Annotated in this window: 13 protein-coding genes; 9 read left to right on the top strand and 4 right to left on the bottom strand. The window is 66.6% G+C overall.

What is annotated here, in order from left to right; all coding sequences use genetic code 11:
* The first annotated feature begins 54 nt into the window (after positions 1-54).
* The 5 genes from adk to RBA41_RS18420 all read left to right on the top strand — a co-directional run bounded on the left by adk (position 55) and on the right by RBA41_RS18420 (position 6366).
* Entirely contained in the window at positions 55-711 is a 657-nt protein-coding gene (gene adk, locus RBA41_RS18440; protein ID WP_306625677.1) for an adenylate kinase, read from the top strand.
* Between the two features lie 237 nt (positions 712-948).
* Positions 949-3105: a sodium-translocating pyrophosphatase gene (locus tag RBA41_RS18435; RefSeq protein ID WP_306625676.1), complete on the top strand. Its 2157-nt coding sequence runs from the start codon at positions 949-951 to the stop codon at positions 3103-3105.
* A gap of 119 nt (positions 3106-3224) precedes the next feature.
* Positions 3225-4607, top strand: a complete 1383-nt coding sequence (locus tag RBA41_RS18430; RefSeq protein WP_306625675.1) for a hypothetical protein — start codon at positions 3225-3227, stop codon at positions 4605-4607.
* 246 nt (positions 4608-4853) lie between these two features.
* Positions 4854-5618, top strand: a complete 765-nt coding sequence (locus tag RBA41_RS18425) for a PEP-CTERM sorting domain-containing protein (RefSeq protein ID WP_306625674.1) — start codon at positions 4854-4856, stop codon at positions 5616-5618.
* 19 nt (positions 5619-5637) lie between these two features.
* On the top strand, positions 5638-6366 hold the full coding sequence (locus RBA41_RS18420) for a PEP-CTERM sorting domain-containing protein (protein WP_306625673.1): 729 nt from the start codon (positions 5638-5640) through the stop codon (positions 6364-6366).
* A 7-nt stretch (positions 6367-6373) separates the two neighbouring features.
* On the opposite strand, the gene RBA41_RS18415 is transcribed toward RBA41_RS18420, so the two are convergent.
* The 4 genes from RBA41_RS18415 to RBA41_RS18400 all read right to left on the bottom strand — a co-directional run bounded on the left by RBA41_RS18415 (position 6374) and on the right by RBA41_RS18400 (position 11789).
* Complete coding sequence (locus RBA41_RS18415) at positions 6374-7672, bottom strand: acetyl-CoA hydrolase/transferase family protein (protein ID WP_306625672.1); 1299 nt, start codon at positions 7670-7672, stop codon at positions 6374-6376.
* Positions 7673-7747: 75 nt separating this feature from the next.
* Positions 7748-8440 (bottom strand): DUF1266 domain-containing protein, encoded by a 693-nt coding sequence (locus RBA41_RS18410; protein ID WP_306625671.1) that lies wholly within the window; start codon positions 8438-8440, stop codon positions 7748-7750.
* Complete coding sequence (locus RBA41_RS18405; RefSeq protein WP_306625670.1) at positions 8437-9579, bottom strand: hypothetical protein; 1143 nt, start codon at positions 9577-9579, stop codon at positions 8437-8439. The genes RBA41_RS18410 and RBA41_RS18405 overlap by 4 nt, the downstream gene beginning before the upstream one ends.
* Positions 9531-11789, bottom strand: a complete 2259-nt coding sequence (locus RBA41_RS18400; RefSeq protein WP_306625669.1) for a hypothetical protein — start codon at positions 11787-11789, stop codon at positions 9531-9533. The genes RBA41_RS18405 and RBA41_RS18400 overlap by 49 nt, the downstream gene beginning before the upstream one ends.
* 196 nt (positions 11790-11985) lie before the next feature.
* Here RBA41_RS18400 and RBA41_RS18395 point away from each other — a divergent pair, with 196 nt between their 5' ends.
* From RBA41_RS18395 to RBA41_RS18380, 4 genes are all read left to right on the top strand, one after another.
* Complete coding sequence (locus tag RBA41_RS18395; RefSeq protein ID WP_306625668.1) at positions 11986-12408, top strand: hypothetical protein; 423 nt, start codon at positions 11986-11988, stop codon at positions 12406-12408.
* Between the two features lie 98 nt (positions 12409-12506).
* Positions 12507-13265 carry a 3-hydroxyacyl-CoA dehydrogenase gene (locus tag RBA41_RS18390; RefSeq protein WP_306625667.1) on the top strand — a complete coding sequence of 253 codons (759 nt, stop codon included), beginning with the start codon at positions 12507-12509 and terminating at the stop codon, positions 13263-13265.
* 67 nt (positions 13266-13332) lie between these two features.
* Entirely contained in the window at positions 13333-15126 is a 1794-nt protein-coding gene (gene ggt, locus RBA41_RS18385; protein WP_306625666.1) for a gamma-glutamyltransferase, read from the top strand.
* A gap of 71 nt (positions 15127-15197) precedes the next feature.
* Positions 15198-16367 (top strand): patatin-like phospholipase family protein, encoded by a 1170-nt coding sequence (locus tag RBA41_RS18380; RefSeq protein WP_306625665.1) that lies wholly within the window; start codon positions 15198-15200, stop codon positions 16365-16367.
* The last annotated feature ends 21 nt before the right edge of the window (positions 16368-16388 follow it).

The following is a 16388-nucleotide window of genomic DNA, read 5'->3' as shown; positions in this document are numbered from 1 at the left end:
AAGGTAGTCAAGTATGCATCGCCTCCAATTTTAAAATCTGTTTTAGGAATTTTCATGCGTCTGATTCTGTTAGGAGCTCCTGGAGCCGGCAAAGGCACCCAAGCTAACTTCATCAAGGAAAAATATAATATTCCGCAAATTTCCACCGGCGACATGCTGCGTGCGGCGATCAAGGCCGGCACCGAGCTGGGCCTGGCGGCTAAAAAAGTGATGGATGCAGGCGGTTTGGTGTCCGATGACATCATGATCGGCCTGGTCAAGAATCGCCTCAAGGAATCGGACTGCCAGAACGGTTATCTGTTCGACGGCTTCCCGCGCACCATCGCGCAGGCCGACGCCATGAAAGAAGCGGGCATCGACGTCGATTATGTACTCGAAATTAACGTGCCCGACGAATTCATCGTCGAGCGCATGAGCGGGCGCCGTTCCCATCCGGGTTCGGGCCGCGTGTACCACATCACGAACAATCCGCCAAAAGTGGATAACGTGGACGATATCACCGGCGAAGCGCTGATCCAGCGCGACGACGACAAGGAAGACATCGTCAAGCAGCGCCTGTCGGTCTACCACAACCAGACCGAAGTGCTTCTGGGCTACTACAACCAGTGGGCGCAATCGGGCCTGCCCGGCGCACCGAAATACCGCCGCATCTCCGGCATCGGCCCTGTGGATCAAATCCGCGAGGCGGCATTCGCGGCGCTGTCGGAATAAAGCTAAGAAAAACACAAGAGCGGACTTCGGTCCGCTTTTTTGATGGCCGCGCCCTGCGGCAGTCGCAGCACGAATGGATAGTCTTGCCCTGGCCGCCGCTGCGCGGCCGGCGTTCCCGGTTTTTTGGATTCAAAGTTTTGCAGTACGCAGTGAGGTTGGCCCATCTCTTTCACATGTGGTTGGAGCGGTCTTTCAAATGTGTTGTTGTGTTACTTGATAAAAAAGCGAGGGGACGATATGGCAGCAAAATTTCTTGTCTTTGCAGTTGTGTGCGGCGTCATTGCCGTGATTTATGGATTGGTCACGCGCAGCTGGATTCTGCGCCAGGACCCGGGCAACGCCCGCATGCAGGCCATCGCCCAGGCCATCCAGGAAGGCGCCGCCGCCTACCTCGGGCGCCAGTACCGCACCATCGGCATGGTCGGCCTGGTGCTGCTCATCGCCATCGGCGTGCTGCTCGACATGAATACCGCGATCGGTTTCCTGATCGGCGCGGTGCTCTCGGGCGCCTGCGGCTTCATCGGCATGAACGTGTCGGTGCGCGCCAATGTGCGCACCGCCCAGGCCGCCACGCGCGGCATGAATGAAGCGCTCGACGTCGCCTTCAAGGGCGGGGCCATCACCGGCATGCTGGTGGTCGGCCTGGGCCTGCTCGGCGTGACCCTGTTCTACTGGATGCTCACCGCCCAGGCCGCCGGCAGCAGCGCCACCCAGCATGACGTCATCAAGCCGCTCATCGGCCTGGCCTTCGGCGCCTCGCTCATTTCCATTTTCGCCCGTCTCGGCGGCGGCATCTTCACCAAGGGCGCCGACGTCGGCGCCGATCTGGTCGGCAAGGTCGAAGCCGGCATTCCCGAGGACGATCCGCGCAACCCGGCCGTGATCGCCGATAACGTGGGCGACAACGTGGGCGACTGCGCCGGCATGGCCGCCGACCTGTTCGAAACCTATGTCGTCACCCTGATCGCCACCATGCTGCTGGGCGCGCTGATGATGGCCACGCCGGGCGGCGAAGCGGTGATCTATCCGCTGCTGCTGGGGGCGGTGTCGATCATCGGATCGATTGTCGGCTGCTCGCTGGTCAAGGCCAAGCCGGGCAAGAAGATCATGTCGGCCCTGTACACGGGCCTGTGGTGGGCCGCCGGCCTGTCGCTGATCGGCTTTGCCGGCGTCACCTGGATGGTCTGGGGCGACGACGCCATGCGCATGAAGATGATGGGCTGCGCGCTGGTCGGCATCGTCCTCACCGGGCTGATGGTCTACATCACCGAGTACTACACCGGCACCGACTTCAAGCCGGTCAAGCATATCGCCGAAGCGTCCACCACCGGCCACGGCACCAATATCATCGCCGGCCTGGGCGTGTCGATGAAGTCGACCGCGTATCCGGTGCTGGCCGTGTGCGCGGCCATTCTGGCGTCCTACCAGATGGCGCAGCTGTACGGCATCGCCATTGCCGCCACCTCCATGCTGTCGATGGCCGGCATCATCGTCGCGCTCGACGCCTACGGGCCGATCACCGATAACGCCGGCGGCATCGCCGAAATGTCGGGCATGCCCGAATCGGTGCGCGCCATTACCGACCCGTTGGATGCCGTGGGCAACACCACCAAGGCCGTCACCAAGGGTTACGCCATCGGTTCGGCCGGGCTGGCCGCGCTGGTGCTGTTCGCCGACTATACCCACGCCCTGGAATCGGTCGGCAAGCATGTCTCGTTCGACCTGTCGAATCCGATGGTGATCGTGGGCCTGTTCATCGGCGGCCTGATTCCCTACCTGTTCGGCGCCATGGCGATGGAAGCGGTGGGGCGCGCCGCCGGCGCCGTGGTGGTCGAGGTGCGGCGCCAGTTCCGCGACATCAAGGGCATCATGGACGGCACCGGCAAGCCCGAGTACGACAAGGCGGTCGACATGCTGACCGCCTCGGCCATCCGCGAAATGATCCTGCCATCCTTGCTGCCGGTGGTGGTGCCGGTGGTGGTCGGCATGCTGCTCGGGCCGGCCGCGCTGGGCGGGCTGCTGATGGGGACCATCGTCACCGGCCTGTTCGTGGCCATTTCCATGACCACCGGCGGCGGCGCCTGGGACAACGCCAAGAAATACATCGAGGATGGCCATTTCGGCGGCAAGGGCTCGGAAGCGCACAAGGCCGCCGTCACCGGCGACACCGTGGGCGACCCGTACAAGGACACCGCCGGCCCGGCCGTCAATCCGCTCATCAAGATCATCAACATCGTGGCCTTGCTGCTGGTGCCGCTGCTGCCGGTGACCGGCTGGATCGCGGTGACGGTGCCGGCGGCGCATCCGCCGGTGAACACGGTGGTGCCGGGCCCGGTCGCGCACACCGCGACAGCGCCGGGACCAGCTACCCTGGAGGCTGCGCCTCCTCCCTGAGCGCCGTTCTGGTCGCCCTGACCCGGTATCCCGTCCGGGTCGGATATTTCTAGCACATAACTTATAATTGGAGTAATGTTCCTTCTTTATCAATGTTTCTTTAATGAAGGAATGCCAGTATGAGTAGCTTGCGATCCCGGTTTACCCGCGGCGGCGCCCTGGCCAGCGGCCTGATTTGTCTCGCTGGAATTACCGCCTGCGGCAGCGATAACGACAACACGACGCCCGTCAAGCAGCCCGATCCGGTGATCGCGCCGCAGCCGATCGCGGCGGCAAGTATTACCACCCAGCCCAGGACGCAGGCAGTGCAGGCCGGCCAGCCAGCCACGTTTTCGGTAGTGGCCGCCGGCACCGGCACGCTGGCTTACCAATGGTGGCGCAACGGCGTGGCGATCCCGGGCGCCACCAGCGCCATCCATACCACCCAGGCGACCACCCTGGCCGACAGCGGCGACGTGCTCAGCGTTGTCGTGCGTAACGATGGCGGCACCAGCACCAGCGATGCTGTGGCCCTGCAGGTGGAAGGCATCGGCGCGCGCGTGCTGGCCGGCGGCGCGGTCGAACCGACCCGCGCCCAGGTCGACGGCGTCGGCAAGCTGGCGCGTTTTCTGAACGCCGGAGCGCTTGCGAACGATGGCGCCGGCAACCTGCTGCTGGTCGATACCGGCGTCAACTCGGTGCGCAAGATCACGCCGGCCGGCGTGGTAAGCACCGCCATCGTTGGCGGCACCCCCGCACCGGCATTGCGTACCCTGCGCGATGTCGCCGCCGGCGCGAACGGTGTCAGGTATGTCATTGACGGCGCCGACGGTTCGCCGTCGACGTTCGTGCGCAAGATCGGCGCCGACGGCGCGGTCAGCACCATCGAGCTGGGCCCCACGTCGGGCGACCCGACCGGGACCAACATCGCGCCGCCGGTGTTTACCGCGATTGCCAGCGACGTTGCCGGCAATCTGTACGTCGCGAGCGAAGTCACGCGTCCCGGCGAGCCGGAGTGCAGTTCCTGCTTCAAGCGCGCCATCGTGCGTAAAGTGGCTGCGGATGGCACGGTGACGACCGTGTTCGAAAACCTGGGCCCGCACTCCGCCAGCGCAACCATCACCGACCTGGCGGTCGGCAAGAATGGCAAGCTGTACGTCCTCGACGACAGGGGTATCCGCACGCTCGATGCCGCCGGTGTCGCTGTGACGCTGATGGACAACACCCAGGCGTTCATCACCGCCATCGCGGTCGATACCAGCGGCAACCTGTTCTTCTCGACCGAACCGTTCAGTGGCCGCCAGAGCAACTGGCCCGCCGGCGCCATCGGCAAGATTGCGGCGGACGGCAAGCTGTCGGTGGCCGCCGATCCGAACGGCAGCGATGATCGCTTCACTGGCGCCGCCGGGCTCGAAAAGCCAGCCGGCCTGGCGACCGGCAAGCCGGTCGGCCTCGCGACCGACGCCGCCGGCGCGCTGTACGTCAGCGCCAACGGCCGCGTGCTTAAGCTGGTCCTGCCGTAAACGACGGCGCGCTGCGCTGCCGCAGGCCGTCCGCTCGCCCGACTGGACGGCCATTTTATTGTTACGACGCGAAGCTGACGTTTTGCCGCCACGCTTGCAAAAAATCATTGTTTGGGTGATATATTTTTTGCAATAGCAACGTAGTATTTCTTCGTCGTTCTTGACGCTCATTCACTTCATTTTTCGGCAAGACGACGCGTCCCGGCCGCAACCCGGCCGCTTCCCACCGTGCCCAGAAGGATGATGATGAACATGACGACACGGCTGCTTGTTATGGCAGCGCTTGCTTTTGCCTCTGTCGGCACCGCCCACGCCACCACGCGTATTGATACCGCCGCCTTTTCGATAGTCAACCAGTGGGGCGATTCTCCCGACATGCTGCTCTCGAACGTCGATGGCGTGACCCGGATCGGCCTCACTTCCGCCGCCGCCAGCCTGGACGCCAACACCTCGCGCTACCAGGATGGCAACTTCTACGGCGACCTGTTCGAGGTGACCGTCCATCCCGGCTACCGGGTGACCGGATTTTCGTTTTCCGGCACTTTCATGGGCGTACTCAATGTGGCGTCCAATCCCGACGGTACGCCCGGCGACGGATTCGCTTTTAACTCCGGCAATATCGAGTTCACCGCCGGCTCGCGCCCGTACGACGTGTCGTATGGCGAGCATACCCTGCGCGTCGACATGCTCGACGGTGCAGTTCCGATCACGATGTTCAGCGGACAGTTATCCCTGACCACCGATTTCAATCTGTCGCTGCAAGGCATGGTTCTGGTCTCGGCCTACCCGAGCGTCACGCTGGAGAATCCGTCCGGCATCGATTCCTTTGCCAGCCTGCGGGTCGTCAACCCTGAGTTGACGATCTATACCATGGCCGTGCCCGAGCCCGGCCACTACGCCATGCTGTTGGCCGGGCTGGGCATGGTGGTGTTGCTGCGGCGTCGTGAAAATAAACATGAGCAATTTTGCAAGATTGCCAGTATGATTCCATCTATCACCCCTCCAATGTAGCGCCAAAAGAAAGAATCTGATGACTTCATTACTACCGCGCGCCGCGCTGTTCGCATTCGCGCTCGCCGCCGCCCCCGCGTTTGCCAACGGCCCGATCACCATCGACGCCGCCACCTTCTCGATGGAGAATGAATGGGCCTACAAGGCCGACGTGATCACCTCGGACGCCAACGGCGTCACCACCATCGCCCTGACCGATGCCGCAATGACCCTGAAGACCGCCACCACGCATTATGAGAATGGCGACGGTTACAATGGCTGGTTCGGCATCACGCTGCGCCCCGGCTATCGGATGACGGGCTTCTCGCTATCGGGTACCGTGCTGGGCGAATTGGGACCGATCAGGACGCCGGGCGGCAAACCGGGCGACGGCTTCACGACCAACTCCGCGAAAATCGATCTGTACGCCTCATCGTCCGCCACCGGCTGGTCCAGCAAGCAGACCATGCAGCACAGCATGGTCGACGGTTCGATTCCCTTCGTGCTGGCCAGCGGCCCCCTGTCGCTGACGGGCAGGGTCGGTTTGTCGATGTGGAGCCCGGTGAACGTGACGTCGACGCCTTACTACCCGCCCGGACCTCCTGACGGCAGCTCGGGCCCGCAAGTGCTCACCCTGTCCTCGATGCAAATCCTGAACCCGACCCTGACCATCTACACCTCGGCCGTGCCGGAGCCGGAAACCTACGGCATGCTGCTGGCCGGCGTGGCGGTCATCGGCCTGGTGCGCCGTCGCCGCCGGCTTGCCTGAACCGGGATTACAGCACGCACATCCGGTTCGCTTCCGCGCGCAGCGACGCGCGGAAGTCCGGATGGGCGATCGCGATCAGCGCCTGCGCGCGCTGCTTGGCCGACTTGCCGCGCAACTGTGCCACGCCATATTCGGTCACCACATAATTGATGTCGTTCTTGCTGGTCGTTGCGTGCGTGCCCGGCGTGAGCGTGGGCACGATGCGCGAAATGGTGTTGTCCTTGGCCGTCGACGGCAGCACGATGAACGACTTGCCGCCGCGCGAACGGTTGCCCGCCCTGACGAAATCGACCTGGCCGCCGGTGCCGGAATAGGGCAGGTGCGCGATGCTCTCCGAGCCGCACTGGCCCAGCAGGTCGATCTGCAGGGTCGCATTGATCGTCATCAGCTTGTCGTTTTGCGCGGCCAGGTAGGGGTCGTTGGTAAAGTTCGACGGATGCATCTCGATCATCGGATTGTGGTGCAAGAATTTGTACAGCTTTTGCGAACCGAGCGCGAAGGTCGCCACCATCTTGCCCGGCATGAAAGTCTTCCTGCGGTTGGTGACCGCGCCCGCTTCGATCAGGGTCAGGATGCCGTCGCCGATCATTTCGGTGTGGATCCCCAGGTCGTGCTTGGAGGTCAGCTGCATCACCACCGCGTCCGGAATGCCGCCGTAGCCGATCTGCAGGGTCGAGCCGTCGTCGATCATGTCGGCCACGTATTTGCCGATGGCTTCCTGCACCGCGCCGATCTTCGGCAGGCCCACTTCCAGGATCGCTTCGCCGCTTTCGACCAGCGCCGTCACCTGCGACACATGCACATGGCATTGGCCGTGCGCGAACGGCACGTGCGGATTGACTTCGAGGACCACCGCGCGCGCCTTGGCGATGGCGGCCATGGTGTAGTCGACCGCCAGGCTCAGTGAGAAGAAACCCTGCTCGTTCATGGGCGAGGCCATGGCGAAGACCACGTCGGCCGGCATCAGGCCCTGCTCGATCAGGGCGGGCAGCTCGGAAAAATAATTCGGGATGAAGTCGCACCAGCCGCCCTGGCCGGAGGCGCGCGAGGCGCCGCCGAAAAACAGCGAGGCGTGGCGCACGTGGTGCGCGCTATCCTGGTCGAAGTAGCCGAACTTGCGCATGGCCAGGATCTGCGCCACCTTCACGTCGTGGAACTGCTGGCGCTGGCTTGACAGGGCGGTCAGCAGGGCGGGCGGCTCGCCCACGCCGGTCGGCACCACGATCATGTCGCCGTCGCGCACGAGGCGCAGGGCTTCCTCGGGCGTGGTCAGTTTTTGCTGATAAAGCTGGTGCGGGGTTTGCATGGCTGTCTCCTTTTTTATGCTTAAATAGTACAGCAGGAAACTGACCAAGCGCTTACTGCAAGCGCGCACCAGGCGTCAGGCGCGCTTCTCCTGTGGCGCGAACAGGACTTCGCCGCGCCAGGGCAGGCTGCGCCACGGATGGTCGCCGCTGGCGAGCCATTGCGCCAGTTTCGTCTCGTCGAAGGCCACGCCGAGGCTGTCGGCGCGCGATCCGGCGATCCATTGCTGGCGCCCGCGCGCCAGCGCCGCGCCGAACTCCTCCCAGCTGCCGAAACAGTCGTTGGCGCGCTGGGCGTTCTGGTACAGCACCTCCCATTGCAGGGCCGGATCGAGCCAGCCGAGCAAGGTCGCCGTGCGCACCGCGAAGGCCACCCGCGCCGAGGCGAACGCCATCGCCGCGCGCGGGTCGTCGTCCGCCCGCAGGCGGTCCAGGTCGATGCGGAACCAGTGGCGCCGCAGCAGCTCCGGCAGCGCGGCCTTGATGGCGTCGTCCTGCATGCTGGCGCGCAGGCCGACGATATGCAGCAGGCTGGCGCGCAGTGCCTGCGCCTGCTCCGCCGTCGGCACCGGCGCTTTCGGATTGGCGTAGGCGCCGAGCGCGCGCGCGCCGGCGATCGGGTGCGCCAGGGCCAGCGCCCGGTTCTGGCGGGCGTCGAACTTGTAGCGCACCTTCACGGTGCGGCCCTTCCTGGACCGGATGCTGTCGCGGATCAGCACATACACGCGCCGCATCGCCCACAGGAACAGCAGCAGGATGATCCAGTTCATGCCGCGCTCCCGACCGCGTGCGCCACCACCGGATGCAGCGCCATGCCTTGCAGCTGCTCGGGCGCGCGCGCGGCGGCGATCCACTGGGCCAGCACCGAGGGCGCGGGCAAGCGCCGGAACAGGGCGGGGAAGTGGTGCGCGATGAACAGCTGGTCGGCCTCGCCGCGCGCATCCTCCACCATCGCCCAGCCCGAGGGCAGGCGCACCATGCCCATGCTCAGGGCGTCGGGCGGCGTGTGCAGGTCGCTGTCCACGCTGCGCAAAAACGCCAGCAGCTCGCCGTGGTAGCGCTCCACCGGCGGGCGATTGTGCTTGCCCTTGATCTGGTCGAGCTGCAGGCGGCCGTCGGCCACGATGTTGGCGCTGATGGTGATGTGCGCATGGCCGTTGCGCCCGCGGTAGCTGAACAGGCGCATCTTGCCCGCTTCGCAGGCCGCCGCATAGTGTTCGCCGTAGCCGCCGCGCAGCTGGCGCCGGTCGCTGAACTGGCCCAGGCAATGCCGCATCACCTGGCTTTCGAACGCCATCTCGGCGCGCAGCAGCGGGCTTGAGCCGAGCAATTCGAGCACGCTGCCGGCCTCGCCCTCCCAGCGCGTCGCCACCGCCCCGGGCTGATGCTCGCGCCAGCCGGCCGCGCTCCTGGCCTCGAAGGCGGCGTGTTCCGCGTTCCACAGCGCCAGCGCCTGGCGGCAGTTGATGCGCTGTAGCTTGCCTTCGAGCGCGGTGCCCTGGCGCGCACCCAGGAATTCGACCAGTTTCGCTTCCATCGCGAGCAGCTCGGCGCCATCGGGCGCCACCCACCACATGGCGTCGCCCTCGGGCTGGCGCAGGCGGCCCGCCACCCAGTCGGGCACGGGGCCGGGCGCGAACAGGGAGCGCGCCTGCGCGTTTGAGGCGATGCGCGCCAGCGCCGGTTCGGGCGCGTCCAGATTGCCGACCGCGTAGCGGAAGAAGTGATTGGCCAGCCACGCGGCCACGTCGGGCGCGTCGCCGCGCTGCGCGCTGCGCCTGGCGATGGCCTGTTTCAGCGCAGGCGCGTTGACCACGTCGCGCGCGCCGTAGGCGCTGGCGCGGCCCGTTGCAGCCGCCATTACCAGACCTTCCACCAGGGCTTGGCCGCGCGCTGCAGGCGCTTGCATTCGGCCACGCCTTCGACGATCGCCTTGCGCTGGGTTTCGTGCCACGACTCGCCCGGCTTGACATGGCCCAGCGCTTCCGCGTACATCGCCTGCGCGCGCTCGAACTGGCCGGCCGTGCGCAGCGCGTGCGCCGCCATGCGGGTGGTGTAGGGACTGGCGGCCGCGCGTACCCGGGACAGCACCGCGTCCAGGCGCAGCATGGCGTCGTCGGGCTGGGTATGCGCCAGGTAGTACAGCACCGACGCCAGCGCCCGCACATACGTCTTCTCGTACCCGGCACGCTCGTCCTGCTCCACGCAGGCCCACCATTCGTCGAGCCGCTGCAGCCAGATGGCGATGTCGGTGTCGCGCCCCAGGCGGTTCAGGGCGGCGGCGACATCGTCGATGTAATCGGTCGCATCGTGCCGGCTGTAGCCATGGTCGGCCGAGTAGTGCCACAGCTGGTCGGCGCTGTCGATCATGGCCGCGTCGCTGCCGCTGGCGCGGTGGCAGCTCATCACGCCCTGGTAGTGCTCCGAGAACGCACTGGCGGCGATGCCCTTGTGATGCAGGGGCAGGGCGGCGGCCGGATCGGACTTGTTGCGGCGGTAGTAAATGGCCAGGTTATTGCACAGCATCGAGTAGGTGTGCGCATCGCCGTCGCGCGCACTGCCTTCGCCGCTCATGACGAACGCTTCAAAGCGCGCCAGGCCTGTTTCGTAGTAGCGCGCGGCGAGCGCCTTGAGCGGCTCCTTCGGCACCGTCACGCCGTCGGGCAGGTGCTCGTCGAGCTGGTAGCCGAGCGTGACGCCGATGTTGTAGCAGGAACCGGCGCTCGACGCCGGCACGAACGGCATCTCCAGCGCGGCCTGCGCGCCGTGCACGCGGATGCGCGCCACCCACAGCTTGACGAGGACGTCCGAATTGGCCAGCGACAGGTCGCGCGCCGCCGTTTCGAGCAGCGGCAGCGCCTGATGGTAGTCGTCCGCCGATTTGATCAGGAACAGGGCTTCGACCGCATCGATGGCCGGATGCGCTTGCCCCCCGGCGCGCGCCAGCGCCAGATGGCGCCGCACATGGGCCGCTTCGCTCTCGTCCCCGCGCACCGCCACGGTGTCGTCGGCCATGCCGGCATACGCCAGTGCCAGTTGCCAGTAAGGCTGGCCGGCCAGGCCCTCGCTCACGGCGCGCGTGGCGCTGCTTGTCCCATGTTCGGCCGAGACCTGGCGTTCGTGGAAGACCGACTCGAAAGCCAGCCGGGCCGCGTCTTCGTGTTTTCCCGCCTCCAGCAGCCAGTCGAGCATGATGGCGCCATAGCGGTCGTCGGCGTCGCCGGTGATGAGGGTGCGCCCCAGGGCGAGCCGCGCCAGTGCCTGGTCGAGCGCGCCCTGATGGTGCAGCGCCACCGCTTCGAGCCGCGCGATGCGCACGTCGATGTCGCGCCGCGCAAAGAACACGGTGCTGGCCGGAATGAGCGCGCGCACCTGGCCCACGATGCCGGCAATCGACCCGGGGACGATCGTGTAGAGGGCATGGCCGATGCGCAGCCAGTCGTTATGGTCGATATCCTGGTCCGCGCCCGCCTTGGCCATGCAGTCGATGGCGCGCGCGGCGGCGTCCGCGGCCTCTTGATCCTGCCCCTCCAGCGCGAAGCTCTGGGCCTCGCGCGCGGCCATCAGCGCATTGTCCCAGGCGCGATAGGCGGTGCGCTCCGGGCTTGCTTGCTGCAGTGCGTTGCGCGCGGCCAGGCAGCGGCGCGACAGGGCATGCGCGCCGGCCTGCGTGGCCTGCTCCTCCAGATACTCCCAGGCCTTGTCGTACTGCAGGGCGCCCGGCAGCGATGCCAGTACCGTGAACGCGGCGCCCTGCGCGGCGTGCAGGGCGGCGTCGTCGCGCTGCGCGACCAGCGGTTCGAGGCGCCAGAACGCCAGGGACAGCTCCCAGTCGGGACGTTCGGCCGCGGGCAGGGCGGCGAGCGCCTCATGGCCGTCGATCTCGATCACGCGCGATGCCGCGGCCGGGTCGCCGGCGCGCAGCCACAGCCGGAACAGGCGGCGCACGCTGCCCAGGGTGTCGGCGCGGAAGCGCTGGCTGTCCATCGATGCCTTCAGGCCCGCCTGGATCAGTTCGGGGTCGAGTTCGGCGTCGTCCTGCTGTTCGAGGGCGGCTTCGGTCTGGTCGAGATAGGCGTCGAGACGGCTGGCGCTGATGGGGTCAAGGATGGCATTCATGGGCGGTATGGGTGGTGGCATGCTGTTTCAGGGTGCCGGAAGTATCGTCTTTCCTGCACTTTTGGTCAACAATAAACGTTGTCTCGATGTACATGATCGATTCCAGTTTGTCCAGCATCCGAACGCGCCCGGTCCGTCACGATCCCGGCAAAAATGGTAGGCTGGCCGCTTCATTCATCCTCCCGCGCGGTGAATCATGCTTGCCCCGAAAATCGCCCTGATCCTGATGGCTTGCCTGGCTGGCGGCACTGCCCTGGCACAGAAGGAGAGCCCGCCCGCCGCCCAGGCCAAACCCGCGCCGCCCGACCCGCAGGCCAAGCCGGCGCCGCCCAAGAAGCCGCCGCCCAGGCGCCGCGCCGTGCAGCAGATCGTCGACGGCATGCCGGCGTACGGACCGCGCCTGAGCACGCCGCCGCCGCCGGCGGTGCCGGTCGGCGCGCTGCCGGCGCCGGCGTCGCCATCGGTGGTGGCGCCGCCGCCCGCCGTGATCAGCCGCTGCGACGCCGGCGGCTGCACCGACGTCAACGGCACGCGCTACAACGGCGCGGCCGGCAACACCGTGATCGGCCCCCAGGGCCGCCCCTGCACCAGCAACGGCGTCACGATCCAGTGTTTTTAATGCACCACGATTGGTGTTTTCCGCGAAAAGTTCGCTACAATCCGGTTAGTTGACGTTTACGTAAACGTCAAAAAGAACTGATAAGAGAAGAGGACACCATGCAAATTCAGGACAATGTATTCATCATCACGGGCGGCGCATCGGGCCTGGGCGCGGCGACGGCGCGCATGATCACCGAAGCGGGCGGCAAGGTTGTGCTGGCCGACGTGCAGGTCGAGGCGGGCGAAGCGCTGGCTGCCGAACTCAAGGGCACGTTCGTGAAGTGCGACGTGACCTCCGAGGCCGATGGCCAGGCCGTGGTCGCCGCGGCGCTGGCGCTGGGCACCCTGCGCGGCCTGGTCAACTGCGCCGGCGTGGCGCCGGCGGTCAAGACCGTGGGCAAGGACGGCCCGCATCCGCTGGAAGTATTCCAGCGCACCGTCAACATCAACCTGGTCGGCACCTTCAACATGGCGCGCCTGGCGGCTGACGCCATGGGCAAGACCGAGGCGGTCGATTCCGGCGAGCGCGGCATCATCATCAATACCGCGTCGGTGGCGGCCTTCGACGGCCAGATCGGCCAGGCGGCCTATGCCTCGTCCAAGGCGGCGGTGGCCGGAATGACCCTGCCGATGGCGCGCGACCTGGCCCGCAGCGGCGTGCGCGTGATGACCATCGCTCCCGGCATCTTCGAGACGCCCATGCTGATGGGCATGCCGGAAGAAGTGCGCGGCGCGCTGGGCAACATGGTACCGTTCCCGCAGCGCCTCGGCCGTCCCGCCGAATACGCCCACCTGGCCCGCGCCATCATCGAAAACACCATGCTCAACGGCGAAACCATCCGCCTCGACGGCGCGATCCGCATGCAGCCGAAGTAATTCAATTCCTGTACGATAGCGGGATCGGACGCGCGGCTGTGGTCGCGCGTTTCTTATTGGAGAATCCATGCTCAGGTTGAAGTACCTTCCGTTCGCGCTTTACATCGCGACCGCCGCTGCCATCGTCAGCGCCCCCGCGTTCGCCCAGGACGCCGCCGTGCGCCCGGCCGACGCGCCCGAAATCCATACCGGCTATGCCGACAAGGCCGGCTGGGCCGCCAGGAAATTCATGGTCGCCGCCGCCAACCCGCTGGCGGTCGATGCCGGCTACCAGATCCTGCGCCGCGGCGGCAGCGCGATCGATGCCGCCGTTGCCACCCAGTTGATGCTCACGCTGGTGGAACCGCAATCGTCCGGCATCGGCGGCGGCGCTTTCCTGATGCACTACGACGGCAAGAACGTGCAAGCCTTCGATGGCCGCGAAACCGCACCCGCGGCGGCCGACGAGCGCCTGTTCCAGAACAAGGATGGCACGCCGCTCTCGCGCAGCGCCGGCGTGGTGGGCGGGCGTTCGGTGGGCGCGCCGGGCGTGCTGCGCATGCTCGAAATGGCGCACCGCCAGCACGGCAAGCTGCCGTGGAAGGCGCTGTTCGCGCCGGCGATCGCCATGGCCGACAAGGGTTTCCCGGTCAGCCAGCGCCTCAACGGCATGCTGATGTTCGACCAGCACCTGCGCAAGGATCCGGTCGCCGCCGCCTATTTCTACGACAAGGATGGCAAGCCGTGGCCGATCGGCCATCTGTTGCGCAATCCCGCGCTGGCCGCGACCCTGCGCGAGATCGCCGCCGGCGGCGCCGACGCCTTCTACAAGGGCCGCATCGCCAGGGACATCGCGGCCAAGGTGGCGGCTCACCCGGGCAACCCCGGCCTGTTGACGGCGGCCGACATCGCCGGCTACCAGCCCAAGGAGCGCGTGCCGGTATGCAGCGACTACCGCGCGTACACCGTGTGCGGCATGCCGCCGCCGTCCTCGGGCGGCATCGCCGTGGCGCAGATGCTGGGCATGCTGGAAACGAAGGACATGCGCGCCTACGCGCCCGTCAATGGCGTGATCGGGCTTGAGGCGGTGCACCTGTTCACGGAAGCGGGGCGCCTGGCCTACGCCGACCGCAACCGCTATGCGGCCGACACCGACTTCGTGCCGCTGCCGGGACGCGGCATTCCGAGCCTGATCGATAAAACCTACCTGCGCCAGCGCGCGGCCCTGATCGGCGAGAAGTCGATGGGCACCGCCGCAGCCGGCACGCCGCCCGGCATGGAAGTGGCGTGGGGCCTCGACAACGCCATCGAAACGGCGTCCACCTCGCACTTCGTGGTGGTCGACGGCAAGGGCGCCGGCCTGTCGATGACGACCACGGTGGAAGACGCCTTCGGGTCGCGCCAGATGGTGGGCGGCTTCATCCTGAACAACCAGCTGACCGATTTCTCCTTCGATTCGGCCGACGCGAATGGCCCCGTGGCCAACCGGGTCCAGCCCGGCAAGCGCCCGCGCAGCGCCATGTCGCCGACGGTGGTGTTCGACCGCCAGAGCGGCAAACTGGTGCTGGCGGTCGGTTCGCCCGGCGGCCCGGCCATCATCAACTACGTGGCCAAGACCCTGGTCGGCACGCTCGACTGGGGCCTGAATGTGCAGCAGGCCATCAGCCTGCCCAACTTCGGCAGCCGCAACGGGCCGACCGAACTGGAACAGGGGCGTTTCAGTCCGGCCGTGCAGGATGCACTCAAGGCGCGCGGCCACGCCTTGCGCAGCTACGAGATGACATCCGGCCTGCATGGCGTGCAGCGCATCCTGATCCACGGCGAGCCGTGGTGGTTCGGCGGGGCCGATCCGCGCCGCGAAGGCGTGGCCAGGGGCGATTGAGCCTATTGTAAAAAGTGGACAAGCCATCAGTTTTCTCCCGCAAGGCGGGCAGACCCTGATACGCTTGGCGAATGGAAACGGAACAGAAAACGGGCTTGATCCTCACCGGCGGTGGCGCGCGCGCCGCCTACCAGGTGGGGGTACTGCAGGCGATCTCGCAAATCTTGTGGGAGGCCGGCTGGCGCCCCGCGCGCAACCCCTTCGACATCATCTGCGGCACCTCGGCCGGGGCGATCAACGCCGTGGCCCTGGCCTGCCGCGCCGATAACTTCGGCGAGGGCGTGCAAAAGCTGCTCGACGTGTGGGAAAACTTCACCGTCGAACAGGTCTACCGCGCCGATTCGCTGGGGGTGCTGCGCTCGGGCGCGCGCTGGCTCTCGCTGCTCTCGTTCGGCTGGCTGCTGCGTAAATGGCGCGCCGCGCCGCCGGCGTCGCTGCTGGATAACACCCCGCTGGTGGGCCTGTTGCACCGCATGCTCGATTTGCCGCGCCTGGACGCGGCCATGTCGGACGGCCTGCTGCATGCGCTGGCGGTCACCGCCTCGTCCTACACGGCCGGCAACCACATCACCTTTTACCAGACCGCCGCCGATATCGCGCCGTGGGTGCGCATGCAGCGCATCGCGCTGCAGGACCAGATCGGGGTCGAGCACCTGCTGGCGTCGTCGGCGATTCCGTTCATCTTCCCGGCCGTGCCGCTGTACCTGGGCAGCCACCGTGAATTTTGCGGCGACGGCTCGATGCGCCAGCTGGCGCCCATCTCGCCGGCAATCCACCTGGGCGCTTCCAAGGTGCTGGTGGTGGGCGCCGGGCGCCTGTCCGAACCGGCGCGCGACACGCCCGGCCAGGCGCGCTATCCGAGCCTGGCGCAGATCGCCGGCCACGCCATGTCCTCGATTTTCCTCGACAGCCTGGCGGTCGACATCGAGCGCCTGAACCGCATCAACCTGACCTTGTCGCTGCTGCCGGAGGAGTATCGCAGCAAGATGCCCCTGAAACCGGTGGAACTGCTGGTGATCGCGCCGTCCGAACGGCTCGACGTCATCGCCAGCCGCCACACGGCCAGCCTGCCGGCCCCGATCCGCACCATGCTCTCGGGGATCGGCGCGACCGAGGCGCGCGGATCGGCGCTGGCGTCGTACCTGCTGTTCGAGTCGAGCTACACCTGTGAACTGATCCAGCTCGGCCAGCGCGACACGCACGCGCGCCGCGCCGATGTCCTGACTTTTTTTGGCTCCTGAGCCGCGCGTGCCGTAACCGCC

This window comes from Massilia scottii, from assembly GCF_030846495.1.
In the GTDB taxonomy this organism is placed as follows: Bacteria; Pseudomonadota; Gammaproteobacteria; order Burkholderiales; family Burkholderiaceae_D; genus Telluria_A; species Telluria_A violaceinigra.
The sequence above is the reverse complement of the archived record's forward strand: the minus strand, read 5'-3'. Positions and strand labels throughout refer to the sequence as shown.